11 protein-coding genes are annotated in these 14,752 nt (G+C 64.1%); 8 read left to right on the forward strand and 3 right to left on the reverse strand.

All coding sequences use genetic code 11. The features are described from left to right. The first annotated feature begins 153 nt into the window (after positions 1–153). The 5 genes from DBV08_RS29245 (at position 154) to DBV08_RS29265 (ending at position 7,000) form a co-directional block, all read left to right on the forward strand. Positions 154–744, forward strand: a complete 591-nt coding sequence (locus DBV08_RS29245; protein WP_095970515.1) for a DUF3000 domain-containing protein — start codon at positions 154–156, stop codon at positions 742–744. Between the two features lie 60 nt (positions 745–804). Beyond that, a complete protein-coding gene (locus tag DBV08_RS29250) occupies positions 805–2,211 on the forward strand; it encodes a wax ester/triacylglycerol synthase family O-acyltransferase (protein WP_095970516.1) in 1,407 nt (468 codons plus the stop codon). 11 nt (positions 2,212–2,222) lie between these two features. Further along, positions 2,223–3,512: a ribonuclease D gene (locus DBV08_RS29255; protein WP_095970733.1), complete on the forward strand. Its 1,290-nt coding sequence runs from the start codon at positions 2,223–2,225 to the stop codon at positions 3,510–3,512. Positions 3,513–3,673: 161 nt separating this feature from the next. Further along, on the forward strand, positions 3,674–4,894 hold the full coding sequence (locus DBV08_RS29260) for a thiolase family protein (RefSeq protein WP_124569719.1): 1,221 nt from the start codon (positions 3,674–3,676) through the stop codon (positions 4,892–4,894). Further along, positions 4,895–7,000 carry a 3-hydroxyacyl-CoA dehydrogenase NAD-binding domain-containing protein gene (locus DBV08_RS29265; protein ID WP_124569720.1) on the forward strand — a complete coding sequence of 702 codons (2,106 nt, stop codon included), beginning with the start codon at positions 4,895–4,897 and terminating at the stop codon, positions 6,998–7,000. Between the two features lie 66 nt (positions 7,001–7,066). On the opposite strand, the gene DBV08_RS29270 is transcribed toward DBV08_RS29265, so the two are convergent. Next, positions 7,067–8,638 (reverse strand): GMC oxidoreductase, encoded by a 1,572-nt coding sequence (locus tag DBV08_RS29270; protein WP_124569721.1) that lies wholly within the window; start codon positions 8,636–8,638, stop codon positions 7,067–7,069. A gap of 102 nt (positions 8,639–8,740) precedes the next feature. After that, on the reverse strand, positions 8,741–9,292 hold the full coding sequence (locus DBV08_RS29275; RefSeq protein ID WP_124569722.1) for a TetR/AcrR family transcriptional regulator: 552 nt from the start codon (positions 9,290–9,292) through the stop codon (positions 8,741–8,743). 124 nt (positions 9,293–9,416) lie between these two features. Between DBV08_RS29275 and DBV08_RS29280 the strand changes: the two genes are divergently transcribed. The 3 genes from DBV08_RS29280 to DBV08_RS29290 all read left to right on the forward strand — a co-directional run bounded on the left by DBV08_RS29280 (position 9,417) and on the right by DBV08_RS29290 (position 12,600). Further along, positions 9,417–10,433 carry an iron-siderophore ABC transporter substrate-binding protein gene (locus DBV08_RS29280; RefSeq protein ID WP_124569723.1) on the forward strand — a complete coding sequence of 339 codons (1,017 nt, stop codon included), beginning with the start codon at positions 9,417–9,419 and terminating at the stop codon, positions 10,431–10,433. A gap of 40 nt (positions 10,434–10,473) precedes the next feature. Next, positions 10,474–10,944, forward strand: a complete 471-nt coding sequence (locus DBV08_RS29285; RefSeq protein ID WP_166809536.1) for an SRPBCC family protein — start codon at positions 10,474–10,476, stop codon at positions 10,942–10,944. A gap of 213 nt (positions 10,945–11,157) precedes the next feature. After that, positions 11,158–12,600 carry a sugar porter family MFS transporter gene (locus tag DBV08_RS29290; protein ID WP_124569724.1) on the forward strand — a complete coding sequence of 481 codons (1,443 nt, stop codon included), beginning with the start codon at positions 11,158–11,160 and terminating at the stop codon, positions 12,598–12,600. Positions 12,601–12,688: 88 nt separating this feature from the next. Here DBV08_RS29290 and dxs read toward each other — a convergent pair whose 3' ends face one another. Next, a complete protein-coding gene (gene dxs, locus DBV08_RS29295) occupies positions 12,689–14,635 on the reverse strand; it encodes a 1-deoxy-D-xylulose-5-phosphate synthase (RefSeq protein ID WP_124569725.1) in 1,947 nt (648 codons plus the stop codon). Positions 14,636–14,752: the final 117 nt, after the last annotated feature.

Genomic DNA, 14,752 nt, shown 5'->3' on the forward strand with positions numbered 1-14,752 from the left:
CCGCCAACGTGTGTCTTCGATCGACTCAATGCTGCCATGCCCGGCACTCCGGATCGGACACCCGAGCGGTTCGTGAGCGGCCACACACCCGGGCCACTCTCGGTCGGCGCGCCTCCACCTCCCCGCCCACATCCCCGACTAACGTCCTGACCTGTGACGACATCCGGATCGACAGCCGACCCGGCCGAGTTCCGTGCCGCCGTGGAGGCGATGACCGCTGCGCGGGTTCGGCCCGAGATAGAGGTCGGTCCCATCCGCCCGCCGCAGCGTCTCGCTCCGTACAGTCACGCCGTGGGAGCCGAGGTTCTGCACCCGGACTCCGACGTCGTGGCAGAGCAGTCCGAAGGTGACGCCTTCGGCCGCCTGATCCTGTTGTTCGATCCGGACGGCGACGAGGCGTGGAACGGGACCATGCGATTGGTGGCCTACATCCAAGCCGATCTCGACGAAGCCGTCGCCGCGGATCCGCTGCTTCCCGAAGTAGCCTGGAGTTGGCTGGTGGATGCACTCGAGGCCGGCCCGGAACCTTTTGTCGCCCTGGGCGGTACGGTCACGGCCACCACGTCGGTGCGGTACGGCGACATCGCCGGGCCGCCCCGGGCCCATCAGCTCGAGCTGCGAGCGTCCTGGACTGCAACTTCTTCCGAACTGGCTCACCACGTGGAGGCCTTCTGTGAAGTCCTGGCATACGCGGCAGGGCTTCCGCCCGCCGGGATAACCACGCTGTCGCGGCAGAGCGACTGACTCCGCTACTCGTTTACGCATTTCCCCGGAAAATTACTAGAACCTGTTCTAGAATGAGTCATGCAACGTCTCAGCGGACTCGACGCGACCTTCCTCTACTTGGAAACACCGACCCAGCTATTGCACGTTTGTGGACTTGTCCTGCTCGACCCGACAACCATTCCGGGCGGCTACGACTACCGGAAGCTCCTCCGCGAGTTGGACTCGCGGATGGCCACCATGCCGACCTTCCGGCGCAAACTCAAAGATTCTCGCCTCAATCTCGACTACCCGGTCTGGGTCGACGACCACGATTTCGACATCGAGCGGCATTGCCATCGAACCGCGGTACCCGCGCCGGGAACGCACGCGGAACTGGCGGAACTTGCCGGACACATCGCCAGCCAGCCGCTGGATCGGTCCCGTCCGCTGTGGGAGATGTGGGTCATCGAGGGCCTCGCCGACGGGCAGATCGCCGTCATGTCGAAAATCCACCACAGCGCCGCCGACGGTGTCACCGGCGCAAACATCCTGGCTCAGCTGTGCAGCCTCGAACCGGATTCGCCGGCTCTCGTGGATCCCGATGCCCAGGGCGCGGGCGACGCCGGAACTCTCGACATCGCGATCGGCGGACTCATGGCCGTCGTCGCACGGCCCGCACGAATTGCCCGTCTGGTCCCCGGCGGAATCGCCATGCTCCCCAAGTGGGTGACGCGTGCACGCAAGGGTGAAGCCATGCCTGCGCCGTTCACCGCGCCGCGGACCTCGTTCAACGGCGCTATCACCGGCCACCGCAACGTCGCGTTCAGCCAACTCGATCTCGCGAAGGTGAAAGCCGTGAAAGACCGCCACGGCGTGAAGGTCAACGACGTGGTCCTGGCGCTCTGCGCCGGAGCTCTGCGTAAGTATCTGGAGGACCGGGACGAACTACCGGAGGACTCCCTCGTCGCCATGGTGCCCGTCTCGGTTCACGGCAAGTCCGACCGGCCGGGCACGAACCAGATCTCGGGCATGTTCACGCAACTGGGCACCCAGATCGCCGATCCCGTCGAACGCCTGCACGCGATCAGCGATTACAACGCCACCTCGAAGAACCACAACGAAGCCCTGGGCGCGAACATGCTCCAGGACTGGTCACAGTTCGCATCACCGGCGGTATTCGGCGCCGCCATGCGCGTGTACTCGTCGCTCAAGCTCGCCGAGCGTCATCCGGTGGTGTCCAACCTGGTGGTCTCCAACGTGCCCGGGCCGCCGGTCCCGCTCTACTTCCTCGGTGCACAGATCAAAGGAATGTTCCCGCTCGGCCCGATCTTCCACGGGGCGGGCCTGAACGTCACGGTGATGTCGCTCGACGGAAAACTCGACGTCGGCATCGTCAGTTGCTCCGATCTGGCACCCGAATTGGACCAGCTCGCGCAAGGTTTCGGGGCAGCTCTCGACGAACTGTTCGACGCTGAGGTGACAACCACTGTCCCCACTGCGACGTAGAGTCAATGACCATGTCCGAAGTCACCGATGATGCGACCGAGCCCACCTCCGACGTAGTTCCGCTGCTCGTACCGCGTGACGGAGTTCCGGAAGTCATCACCACTGCCGCCGGCGTCTCCGGTGCCGCGGCCGCGCTGGCTTCCGGTCACGGCCCGCTCGCGGTGGACGCCGAGCGGGCATCCGGATTCCGCTATTCGGCACGGGCGTACCTGATCCAGCTCCGACGCGAAGGAGCAGGATCGTTCCTGCTCGACCCGATTCCGACAGCGCAAGACCTGCAGCCTTTGGCCGAGGTGATCAACCCGTTGCAATGGGTGCTGCACTCTGCCGATCAGGATCTCCCCGGCCTCGCCGAACTGGGCCTGACACCGGCCGAGCTGTTCGACACCGAACTTGCCGGTCGACTGGCCGGGTTCGAGCGAGTCGGACTCGCCGCGATTGTGGAACGAACTCTGCGAGTGGAACTTCGCAAGGGTCACGGGGCTGCGGACTGGTCGACACGTCCACTGCCGGACGCCTGGTTGAACTACGCCGCCCTCGACGTCGAAGTGCTTCTCGAATTGCGCGACGCAATGGAAGCCGAACTCGAATCCCAAGGCAAGCTCGAATGGGCGAAGGAAGAGTTCGAGTACATCCGTCTGGCCGGACCACCCAAGCCCAAACCGGACCGCTGGCGTCGTACGTCGCACATCACCTCGCTCAAGACCACGCGCCAGTTGGCGGCGGTGCGGGCGTTGTGGCAAGCCCGTGAGGATCTCGCACGCAAGCGTGACGTGTCGCCGAGCCGAGTTCTTCCCGACTCCGCGATCATCGATGCCGCCCTCAAAGATCCCCAGTCGTTGGACGCGCTCCGCTCGCTTCCCGTCTTCGGCGGACCACGTCAACGCCGGTATTCACGTGTCTGGATGGACGCATTGGAAGCTGCGCGCAGGCTCCCCGACAGCGAGCTTCCGCCGAAGACCCCGCCCATCGTCGGACCTCCGGCCGCCGGTCGCTGGGCCCGCCAGGATCCGGCGGCAGCGGACCGCTTGACGGCGGCCAGAGCCGCACTGTCGGACCTGAGCAAAGAAGTGTCGGTACCGGTGGAGAATCTGCTCCAACCCGACCTGGTCAGGCGCCTGTGCTGGGACTGGAAATTGGAACCCGACTCGGACATCGCCGAAGTCGAGAGTGCGATCGAGACCAAGCTCACTTCGGGAGGCGCACGTGGCTGGCAACGCACTTTGACGGTTCCTGTCCTCGCCGAGGCACTGAACTCCGTGGTCCCGGCCGAACCCGAGGCCGAAGCGCCTGAATCCTGACCTGACCCCGGTGTGAAGTTGGAGCAATTCGGCACGTTAAGTTACCGGTCAGTAATGGGCAGTAGTACGCTCGATACGAGGCCGGACGCCTGGCCGTGATCGCCGAACCAACGTCTCACCGCCCTTCGGTGCGGTGGGCAGCTCCATCAGGAGGAATTCGCGTGGCTCCATCCACAAACAACCAACGCAACGTCGTCTTCGTCGACGGCATTCGCACCCCGTTCGGCAAGGCCGGCCCGAAAGGCATGTACGCCGACACACGCGCAGACGATCTCGTCGTCAAGGCGATTCGTGAGCTGCTTCGTCGTAACCCGCAGCTCGATCCCGCGCGGATCGACGAAGTGGCCGTCGCAGCCACCACGCAGACCGGTGATCAGGGCCTGACCATCGGCCGCACGGCCGCGATCCTCGCCGGTCTCCCCGAAACCGTTCCCGGCTTCGCCATCGACCGCATGTGTGCCGGCGCGATGACCGCTGTCACCACCACCGCGTCGGGCATCGGCTTCGGCCAGTACGACGTCGTGATCGCCGGTGGCGTCGAGCACATGGGTCACCACCCGATGGGTGAGGGCGCAGACCCCAACCCTCGTTTCCTCGCCGATCGCCTGGTCGATCCGAGTGCCCTCGTGATGGGTAACACCGCCGAGAACCTGCACGACCGGTTCCCGACCATCACCAAGGAACGCACGGACGCCTACGCCGTGAACAGCCAGAACAAGTACGACGCTGCCAAGAAGGCAGGCTTCATCGCCGACACCCTGGTCCCCGTCGCCACCCGCAGTTCTGCAGGCTGGGGCCTGGCCACCGAGGACGAGCCGCCGCGCCCCGGAACCACCGTCGAAGATCTCGCGAAGCTCAAGGCGCCGTTCCGCCCGGCCGGACGCATCACCGCCGGTAACGCCGCCGGACTCAACGACGGCGCCACCGCCGCCCTGCTCGCCGGTGAGGACACCGCAGCCGAGCTCGGACTACCGGTCGGCATGCGCATGGTGGGCTTCGCCTACCAGGGCGTCGACCCCGCCGTCATGGGAATCGGCCCGGTTCCCGCCACCGAGAAGCTGCTGGCACGCACCGGCCTGAAGATCGAGGACATCGGACTCTTCGAGATCAACGAGGCGTTCGCCGTTCAGGTCCTCGCATTCCTCGAGCACTACGGAATCGCCGACGACGACCCGCGCGTCAACCAGTGGGGCGGCGCCATCGCGTGTGGCCACCCCCTCGCTTCCTCGGGCGTTCGCCTGATGACGCAGCTCTCCCGCCAGTTCGCGACACGCCCCGACGTGCGCTACGGCTTGACCACCATGTGCATCGGCCTCGGCATGGGCGGAACCGTCATCTGGGAGAACCCGAACCACGCTGACTACCAGGCAGGAGTTAACTAAATGTCTGATATTGCAACAGCATTCGCCGACGAGGTCGTGACGAACGCCTACACGAAGATCATCTCGGTCCCCGGCATCGAGGGCCCGTTTGCACTGATAACCCTCGACAACGGCTTCGACCACACCAAGCCGTCGTCCTTCGGTCCCGGCGGACTCGCAGCATTCGACGCCGCCCTCGACGAAGCCTTTGCCGCCAACCCGGTTGCCATCGCCGTCACCGGCAAGCCGTTCATCTTTGCCGCCGGCGCGGATCTCAAGGGTGTTCCCGCGATCACCTCTCGTGAGCAGGGACTCGAGCTGGGCCGCTTGGGTCACAAGGTGTTCCGACGCCTGCGTGAGTCGTCCGTTCCCACGTTCGCCTTCATCAACGGTGTCGCTCTGGGTGGCGGCCTCGAGGTCGGACTGCACAGCCACTACCGCACGGTTGCCGCCAATGCGGGCGCACTGGGTCTTCCGGAAGCATTCCTCGGTCTGGTCCCCGGTTGGGGCGGAACGCAGTTGCTCCCCAACCTCGTCGGCCCGTCGAACGCCGTCACCGTGGTGATCGAGAACTCGCTGAACCAGAACAAGGTGCTCTCCCCCAAGACGGCACTCGAACTCGGCGTCGTCGACGTCGTTCTCGATTCTGCCGACTTCATCGAGCAGTCCCTCGCCTGGGCGTCGCAGGTCCTCGCCGGCACAGTGACCCCCGCTCGCCCCGAGATCGATCGTGGCCAGGGCTGGGACGACGCGATCGCTCGCGCGAAGGCGATCGTCGACGGCAAGACCAAGGGCAACGCTCCCGGCGCCGTCAAGGCCGTCGAGTTGCTCGAACTGGCTCGCAGCACCGACATCACCGATGCCGCCTCGCTCGACAAGGGCTTCGCGGCCGAGGACGAGGCTCTTGCCGACCTCCTCCTGACGGACGAACTCCGCGCGGGTCTGTACGCATTCGATCTGGTGAACAAGCGCGCCAAGCGTCCCGCCGGAGCACCCGACCGCTCGCTCGCTCGTAAGGTCAGCGGCGTCGGCATCGTCGGCGCCGGCCTCATGGCCAGCCAGCTCGCGCTGCTCTTCGTCCGCCAGCTCAAGGTGCCGGTCATCCTGACCGACATCGACCAGGAACGCATCGACAAGGGTGTCGGCTACGTCCACACCGAGATCGAGAAGCTCCAGGGCAAGGGACGCCTGTCCCCCGACGCTGCGAACCGCCTCAAGGCGCTCGTCTCCGGCTCCCTCGACAAGGCCGCGTTCGCCAAGACCGACTTCGTCATCGAAGCCGTCTTCGAGAACATGGACGTCAAGAAGAAGGTCTTCGCGGAACTCGAGCAGTTCATCGCTCCCGAAACCATCCTCGCCACCAACACGTCTTCACTCTCCATCACGGAGATGGCGTCCGGCCTCGAGCATCCCGAGCGTGTGGTCGGCTTCCACTTCTTCAACCCGGTTGCCGTTCTTCCCCTTCTCGAGATCATCAAGGGCAGCAAGACCGACGATGCCACTCTCGCAACGGCTTTCGCCACCGCGAAGTCGCTGAAGAAGTCCGCCGTCCTCTGCGGCGACAAGGCAGGCTTCGTCTTCAACCGCCTCGTCACCCGCACCTTGGGTGAGGTCATGTCCGCCGTCGACGAAGGCACCCCCTTCGACGTCGCGGACAATGCCATCGCCGAACTCGGCATGCCCATGTCGCCGTTCACCTTGCTGGCCCTCGTCGGACCCGCAGTGGCTCTGCACACCGGTGAGACCCTGCAGGAGTCGTACCCTGACCGGTTCAAGAGCTCACCGGGACTCGAAGCACTCGTCGAGGCTCGCAAGCCCGGCGTGTGGACCTGGGGCGAGAACGGTCAGGCCGTCGATCCCGAGGTCGCCGCGCTGTGGCCGCAGGGTGACAAGGTGTCCACCTCGGAAGAGGTCCTCGAGCGCACACGTCGTGCATTCGCCGAGGAAATTCAGATCATGCTCGACGAGGGCGTCGTAGCGGCAGCCGAGGACATCGACCTCTGCCTGCTGCTCGGCGGCGGATTCGGATTCTGGAACGGCGGCATCACGCCGTACCTGGACCGGACCGGCACCTCCGAAGCCGTCAACGGCAAGCGCTTCCTCGCGCCTGGCGTTGCCAGCGTCTGAGAAAGTCGATCGAACCGTCACGGACGGCGTGCCTTCGGGTACGCCGTCCGTGGCGTTTGTGCAGACTCAGAAGAGGATTCCCACATCGTCTTTCACGATGTTCTCGAGTGCACGCTCCGCGACGGCGGCAATGGTCATCGACGGATTGCACGCGGCGGAGTTACCCGGCAGCAGAGCACCGTCGAGCACGTACAACCCACGCTGACCGAGAACCCTGCCATCGAGGTCGCACACCGAGTTCATGCAGGCGCCGCCGAGAGGATGCCAGGTGGACGGCAGTATCGCGTTCGTGTCGGTCAGGAGACCTCCGGCCGCGATCCGATGGGCCGCCGGCCCGATGTGGCGTTGCTGGATCGCCGAATCCCCGTCCTTCGGCCAATGGAGCACCGCCTCACCCCGCACCGAGTCGTACACGAACCGACCTCGGTCGGTACTGACACCGAATCCGACCATAACCGTGCTGTGAGCGTCGAACGCCACCGGCGGGAACGACGCCTGAATGACGGTGAACGCGTTGTGCGGGTCCTCCCAATTCCGACTGCCGTAGACGACCGGTCCGCCCTGGGTCGCACCGAAATTCTCGGCGAGATCCGACCAGATGTAGATCCGATCGGCATTGGTCCCCCATCCTGCGCCGAGTTCCTCGGGCAGATCCGTGATCCGCCCCGTTTTCGCTGCGCGGACCAGGAGTTTGGTGGTGTTCATGCTGCCCGCAGCCATGACGAGCGCATCCGTCGTCAAAATCTTGTTCTCGAGAACTTTGCCCGAAATATCGGTCCGGTCCACATATACACGCCACCGCCCGTCGGTTGCCCGCTCGACGTCGGTGACCTGGTGCAGAGTCTCCACTTCGACCAATCCGGTCGCTTCCGCAGCCGCAATGTAGGTGACGTCCACCGAATGCTTGCCGCCGTTGTTGACCCCGAGTGCGCCGTCACCGTTGGTGTACGACGGCTTCATCTCACCCCGCAGTTCGGCCAGCGCGTAGTTCCAGTCGATGGGCATCGGAATCTTCGACACGGGTAGACCGGAACGCGTTGCGTTACGCGCGAATACGCGTGCCGCCTCGTAGTTGGGGCTGGAAATCAGTTCGTCGGGTGCAGTTTCCACCCGCAGCATCCGCGCCACCCGCGGGTATTGGACGCGGTCCATTCGTGCGTAGTCGAGTTCCTCCGGAAAGTGTGCGTTGAAGACCGTTTCTTCCGGTTGCAGCGTCATCCCTTGGTACACAAGCGATCCGCCGCCCACACCGGCTGCGCAGATCGCTGTCATGTTCTCGCCCGTCACCGTCTCCAGCAAGCCTGCATAGGGCTCGAAGATCGCCGGCCTACCGAACAGAGTCGGGTTGGACTGATGCCAGAGGATGCGCTTGTCCGGGCTGGCGGGATGCGGAAAAGTTTCGGCATTCGGTCCGGTCTGCCACCGAATCCCTCTCTCCAGCAGGGTGACCGGAACCCCTGCCTCGGCCAAGCGAAGAGCCGTGACCCCGCCGCCGAATCCCGATCCCACGACGACGACACGGTGTTCCTCACGGGTCAGCGGAATCCCTGTTGCAGCCTTGGCAGTGCGTGGCGCCGTCATCGCGACTCCCACGGCAGCCGTACCGGCCAAAAATGACCTACGTTTCACTCCGGACATGACTGGTGCTCCCTCGAAGAATGTCGCCAGAGAATTCCGGGCACGCCAAAACTAGACACTCTGACGATCTAGTGTCAAGGTTTTGACGAAGTAGGCGAGGAACTACGAGGTCGACCGAATTGCGGGCCCGAGCCACCGCGAGAGAAAGGCGCGCAGGGAGTCGTCGGAATGGACGAGCTCACTGTCGAAGGCGACAACCGAAAGTCCGAGACGCACGGCAATTTCCACTATCTCGTCGAGTTCCACGTCCGTGGCGAGACCACGTTCGACCATCGGAGTGAGCATCTGAGTAGCGAAAGGTATTGCTCGACTCATCATTTCGACGTCGAAGACGGGGTTTCCCCGTTCTGCGAGAAGCAGTGTCGCCAGAACCGGGTGAGCACGCACGGCAGTTCGCGCGGCAACGATGAATTCGACGACATAGTCACACGCCGTGTCGACCGACTCCACCTGTGCCGTGATCTCCCCGAGCACCTCGATGGCAAGACCGCCCATCGCCTGGGAGACGACCTCTTCTCGCGTTCCGAAAATCGAGTACACCGTCTGACGCGAGACACCGGCCACAGTGGCAACCGCGGCAATGTTCACAGCCTCGAATCCGCCGCCTTCGATCAGTCCGAGAGCGGCGGAGAGAATCTTTTGCTGTGATCGCACCGGGACAGTATCGCCCACCGAAACGGGGGCCCGCGAAACCCGGCCCACATCTCACCCCCACCTGCATAAACGGCGCACTCGGTTTCGTTTGGCTGCCGAAAATCAGTAGGTTAGGCTGCCCTTCATGAAAACTTCTGTTCGAGGCTTTGCCGCCCTCGGTGCCGCTGCAATTGCAGTCACCGCCCTTGTCTCGTGCTCCTCGGATACGGACACCTCGACGACCGCACAAGGTACGGACGGATTCCCCGTCAGTATCGAGAACACCTTCGGCACCACGACTATCGAATCGAAGCCCGAGCGCCTCGTCACTCTCGGATGGAACGCGCAAGACATCCTGTACGCACTCGATCTGACTCCGGTCGGACAGCCCAAGTACACCTACGGTGCGGACGACAACGGCGTGATGCCCTGGGCGCAGGACTACTTCGACGCGGACAAGACCACGCTCTTCGACATGCCGGCCAGCGGAGAACCGCCGATCGAGTCCATCGCGTCGTTGACACCCGACGTCATCCTCGCGCCGTACGAGGGCTTCGAGGAATCCGTCTACAACCAACTGAGCAAGATCGCACCGACGGCCGCCTACCCCGGCGCTGCCTGGCAGACATCCTGGCAGGACCAGACCCGCATCGTCGGCGAGGCAGTCGGCAAGAGCGAAGAGGCCGACAAGCTCGTCGACGGCCTCGACGCTACTCTCGCCGATACCGCCGCAGCCCACCCGGAGTTCGCGGGGAAGACGTTGGCAGTGGTCAACTTCGACACCGACTCGAGCAACATCAACGTCTACCTGCCCACCGATCCGCGCGTCCAGGTGCTGACCGAACTCGGGTTCGTCAACGCACCAGGCGTCGAGAAGCTCGCCGCGGACAACGCAGGCGGATCGTTCTTCAAGACGATCTCCTACGAGAACATCGCCGACATCGACGCCGATGTGATCGTCGGCTTCACCGACGGTTCCGGTGATCCGTCCGGCATACCCGCAGTCGGTGGACTCGACGCGGTCAAGCGCGGATCCACCGCATTCCTCAGCGACACCCGCGTCATCGGCGGATTGAGCAACGTCAACGTCCTGAGCACGCCGTGGGTCCTCGGCCAGATCACACCGACCTTGAGCGAAGCCGCGAAGCGCGCAACCACCTAGAAAAGATGCAGTGTCGGTCACGGTCTTTATGCTCACCCGCATGGCTGAACTTTCGATCTCCGTAACCAGGCACGTCAAAGCACCGGCAGAGACCGTGTGGCAGGTCCTCACGGACCTCGACAATGCTGCCGAGACCCTCTCCGGCGTGATCCGTATCGAACGGCTCGCCGGAGAGGGCTACGCCGTCGGTACCAAGTGGCGTGAGACTCGGAAGATGATGGGCAAGGAAGCAACCGAGGACATGTGGGTGACCGAAGTCGACGCTCCTACCCGCACCGTCGTCAAAGCCAACTCCCACGGCATGAACTACACGAGTGGGTTCACTCTGAAGCCTGACGCCGCAGGCACGATCCTCGAGATGCACTTCTCCGGTGAATCCGAATCCACGTCACGTATCTCGAAGATCTTCACAGCAGTATTCGGCCGATTGGGCGCGCGGGTGACCCGGAAATTCATGGCAAAGGATCTCGAGGACATCGCGGCCAGAGCCGAGCGTCTCGCGGGCGAATAAACCCATCTCACCTGCGCCTGCCTGATTGTCTGCATAGTCACTGCAATCAATACCTCATCTCTGAGTCGGCCTGATTCGACGCGAGAATGGACTCAGCTGGATAACGGCGCGTGAGTCCCCGCCAAATCTCCTCCGGTGGGCGTAGCGTGCAGAGTGCTCGCGGATGGATCGGCGCATCGGGGTGTCGACCGTAGGGCCTTTGAGGGGGCAGGAATGGCATTCAGCGGAACCGCCTCCGGCGGTGGATCCGGCGCTACTCGCGCCGACGTCGGACACGCAGTGCTCTTCGCCGGCGCCGCCGCGCTCGGCGGTTTTCTGTTCGGATACGACACCGCCGTCATCAACGGGGCAGTCGGTGCGATCCGAGACAAGTACGACATCGGCGCCTCGGGCACCGGGCTCACGGTTTCACTGACTCTGCTCGGCGCAGCACTCGGCGCCTGGATCGCAGGCACACTCGCAGACCGACTCGGCCGCATCCGCGTCATGCAGATAGCCGCGGTGCTGTTCATCATCGGCGCCGTCGGTTCCGCAATTCCGTTCAGCGTCTACGACCTCACGTTCTGGCGCGTGGTCGGCGGCCTGGCCGTAGGTTTCGCATCAGTTATCGCCCCGGCATACATCGCGGAGATCTCCCCCGCCGCGATTCGCGGACGCCTCGGCTCGATGTACCAGTTGGCGATCGTCCTCGGAATCGCCGTGTCGCAGTTGGTCAACTATGCCCTCCAAGCTGCGGCCGGCGGTGATCGCAATCAGATCGCGGGCCTCGAAGCCTGGCAGTGGATGCTGATGCTCGAGGCTGTTCCCGCAGTCCTGTACCTGATCATGACGACCACGATTCCGGAGTCTCCGCGATTCCTCGTGGCGCAGGGCAAGGACGATCGAGCTCGCAAGATCATCTCCGACCTCGAAGGCGGAGATCACGACGCAGTCACCGAACGGATGAACGAGATTCGTGAATCACTGACGGAGAAGCAGGCCAAGACCACGGTCCGCCAACTCTTCTCGAAGCGGCTCGGCGTCTCGCATCTGGTGTGGGTCGGCATCGCGTTGGCTGCACTGCAGCAGTTGGTCGGCATCAACGTGATCTTCTACTACTCGAGCACGCTCTGGCAGGCAGTCGGATTCGGGGCCGATCGCTCGCTGCTCATCAGTGTCGTGAGCGCTCTGGTCAACATCGTCGGCACGTTCGTGGCCATCGCCGTCATCGACAGGGTCGGGCGAAAGCCGCTGTTGCTGGTCGGTTCTGCCGGCATGGCCATCTCACTGGGTACCGCAGCCTTCTGTTTCCATTCGGCAACAGTGACGAAGAACGAGATCGGCGAATCCGTGGCCACGCTGACCGGGGCCAACGCCACGATCGCACTCATCGGAGCCAACGCATTCGTCTTCTTCTTCGCTCTGTCCTGGGGCCCGGTGGTCTGGGTGTTGATCTCCGAAATGTTCCCCAACCGCGTGCGTGCTGCAGCGGTGGGAATTGCGACCGCCACCAACTGGGTCGCGAACTTCCTGGTGTCCTGGACATTCCCGGCCCTGGCCGATTGGAATCTGTCCTACACCTACGCCGGATACGCCGTCATGGCGCTACTGTCGCTGTTCGTCGTCCTGAGGTTCGTGAAGGAAACGCGAGGCAGCACGCTCGAATCCGTCCAGTAGCGAGATCTCACGGTTTCACACCGAAAAGCGGTGGCCCTCGGATTGATCCGAGGGCCACCGCTTTTCGAGATTATTGCGAGACGAGCTGTCAGCCTTGCGCGACTTCACCCTGAGCCGACGCCGAGGACGCGTCTTCCTGGACGTGGACGCCGACGCTGCCCATCCCCGCCACCCAGCCGGTGATCTTGCGCGAGAGATCCTGAGCCGTGAGTCCGAGTTCCTTGTGGATGGCTTCGCGGCTGGCGTGATCGAGGAATTGCTGGGGAACGCCCATGTCACGGCAGGACGTGTGCACGCCGGCGGCACGCATCGCAGCCGAGACCGTCGAACCGATGCCGCCGTGCAGACCGCCGTCTTCGATGGTGACCACGAGCGCGTACTTGTCCGCCATCTTCACCAGCGAATCCGCGACCGGCAGAACCCACCGCGGATCGACGACGGCAACCGAGATGCCCTGCTTGTCGAGGCGCTCGGCAATCTCGAGCGCCAAGGATGCAAACGGGCCCACCGCGACGAGGAGCACGTCGCCGCGCTCACCCTCGCTGGCCTTGAGAACGTCGACCATTCCGTCGAGTCGCTTCACTGCCGGAATAGCTTCGGATACAGCACCCTTCGGGAACCGTACGACCGTCGGGCCGTCGTCGACGAGAAGCGCCTCGTCCAGTTCTTCGCGCAGCGTGTCTGCGTCACGCGGTGCCGCGACGCGGATCCCGGGAATGATTCCGAGGAGCGAAAGATCCCAGACGCCGTTGTGGCTGGCGCCGTCGACTCCGGTGACCCCGGCGCGGTCGAGCACGACCGTCACCGGTTGTTTGAGCAGAGCGACGTCCATCAACAACTGATCGAAAGCTCGATTGAGGAACGTCGAGTAGATAGCGACGACGGGGTGAAGTCCGCCCAACGCCAGGCCGGCGGCCGAGGTCATCGCATGCTGCTCGGCGATCCCGACGTCGAACATCCGATCGGGGAACTTCTCACCGAAGGCCGCGAGTCCGGTGGGCCCGGCCATGGCCGCGGTGATGGCGACGATGTCCTCACGACGCGAAGCCTGCTCGATCAATGCGGCCGAGAAGACCGACGTCCAGTCCGGCGCCGACGACTTGGTGCCGCGACCGGTGACGGGATCGATGACGCCGGTGGCATGCATCTGATCGGCCACGTCGTTCTCGGCGTGTGCATAACCGTTGCCCTTGCGCGTGACGGCGTGAACGATGACCGGCCCGCCGTAAGCCTTCGCCCGGCGCAACGCCGATTCCATGGCGGCTTCGTCGTGTCCGTCCACCGGTCCGAGGTACTTGATACCCAGATCGGTGAACATGACCTGAGGGCTGACCGCGTCCTTGAGACCGGCCTTCATTCCGTGCAGGACGGAGTACGCGGTGCGCCCGACCCAGGGCAGTCTCTTGACCAGGCGTCGGCCGCTGTCGAGCGCGCGCTCGTAACTCGGTGCGGTCCGCAGTGCCGAGAGATGGTCGGCGAGCCCGCCGATGGTCGGCGCGTACGAGCGACCGTTGTCGTTGACGACGATCACCACCGAACGGTCCTTGCCCGCCGCAATGTTGTTGAGGGCTTCCCAACACATTCCGCCGGTCAGCGCGCCGTCACCGACGACGGCGACAACGTGGCGATTCTGACCCGTCAACGCGAAGGCCTTGGCGAGTCCGTCGGCATAGGACAGAGCGGCGGAAGCGTGAGAGGACTCGACCCAGTCGTGTTCGCTCTCGGCGCGGCACGGATATCCGGACAGTCCGCCCTGCTTACGCAAGGTGTCGAACTGATCCTGACGGCCGGTGAGGATCTTGTGCACATAGGCCTGATGGCCCGTGTCGAAGATGATCGCGTCCTGCGGCGAGTCGAAAATTCGGTGCAGTGCGAGGGTCAACTCCACGACGCCCAAGTTGGGCCCGAGATGACCACCGGTCGCAGCGACCTTCAGCACGAGGAACTCACGAATCTCGTCGGCCAACTCCGTCATCTCGGCGTGGCTCAACTGACGTAGATCGTCAGGACCCTGAATGCGGGCAAGAACACCCAACGAGATCGCTCCCTCCGTGCTTCACAGCTGCACCGGTGCGCGCCGCGGCTGTCTTCGCGACAGTGCTGCCAGTCTACGGAGCGTTCCGGCGAACCGACACGCGGACTCGGCCCGATT

It is taken from the genome of Rhodococcus sp. KBW08, from assembly GCF_003852455.1.
Classification (GTDB): domain Bacteria; phylum Actinomycetota; class Actinomycetes; order Mycobacteriales; family Mycobacteriaceae; genus Rhodococcus_F; species Rhodococcus_F baikonurensis.

Excerpts from the sequence above, each read along its gene's own strand:
- DBV08_RS29250 (WP_095970516.1), top strand. The coding sequence starts at position 805 with ATGCAACGTCTCAGCGGACTCGACGCGACCTTCCTCTACTTGGAAACA.
- DBV08_RS29255 (WP_095970733.1), top strand. The coding sequence starts at position 2,223 with ATGTCCGAAGTCACCGATGATGCGACCGAGCCCACCTCCGACGTAGTT.
- DBV08_RS29265 (WP_124569720.1), top strand. The coding sequence starts at position 4,895 with ATGTCTGATATTGCAACAGCATTCGCCGACGAGGTCGTGACGAACGCC.
- DBV08_RS29270 (WP_124569721.1), bottom strand. The coding sequence starts at position 8,638 with ATGTCCGGAGTGAAACGTAGGTCATTTTTGGCCGGTACGGCTGCCGTG.
- DBV08_RS29280 (WP_124569723.1), top strand. The coding sequence starts at position 9,417 with ATGAAAACTTCTGTTCGAGGCTTTGCCGCCCTCGGTGCCGCTGCAATT.
- DBV08_RS29285 (WP_166809536.1), top strand. The coding sequence starts at position 10,474 with ATGGCTGAACTTTCGATCTCCGTAACCAGGCACGTCAAAGCACCGGCA.
- DBV08_RS29290 (WP_124569724.1), top strand. The coding sequence starts at position 11,158 with ATGGCATTCAGCGGAACCGCCTCCGGCGGTGGATCCGGCGCTACTCGC.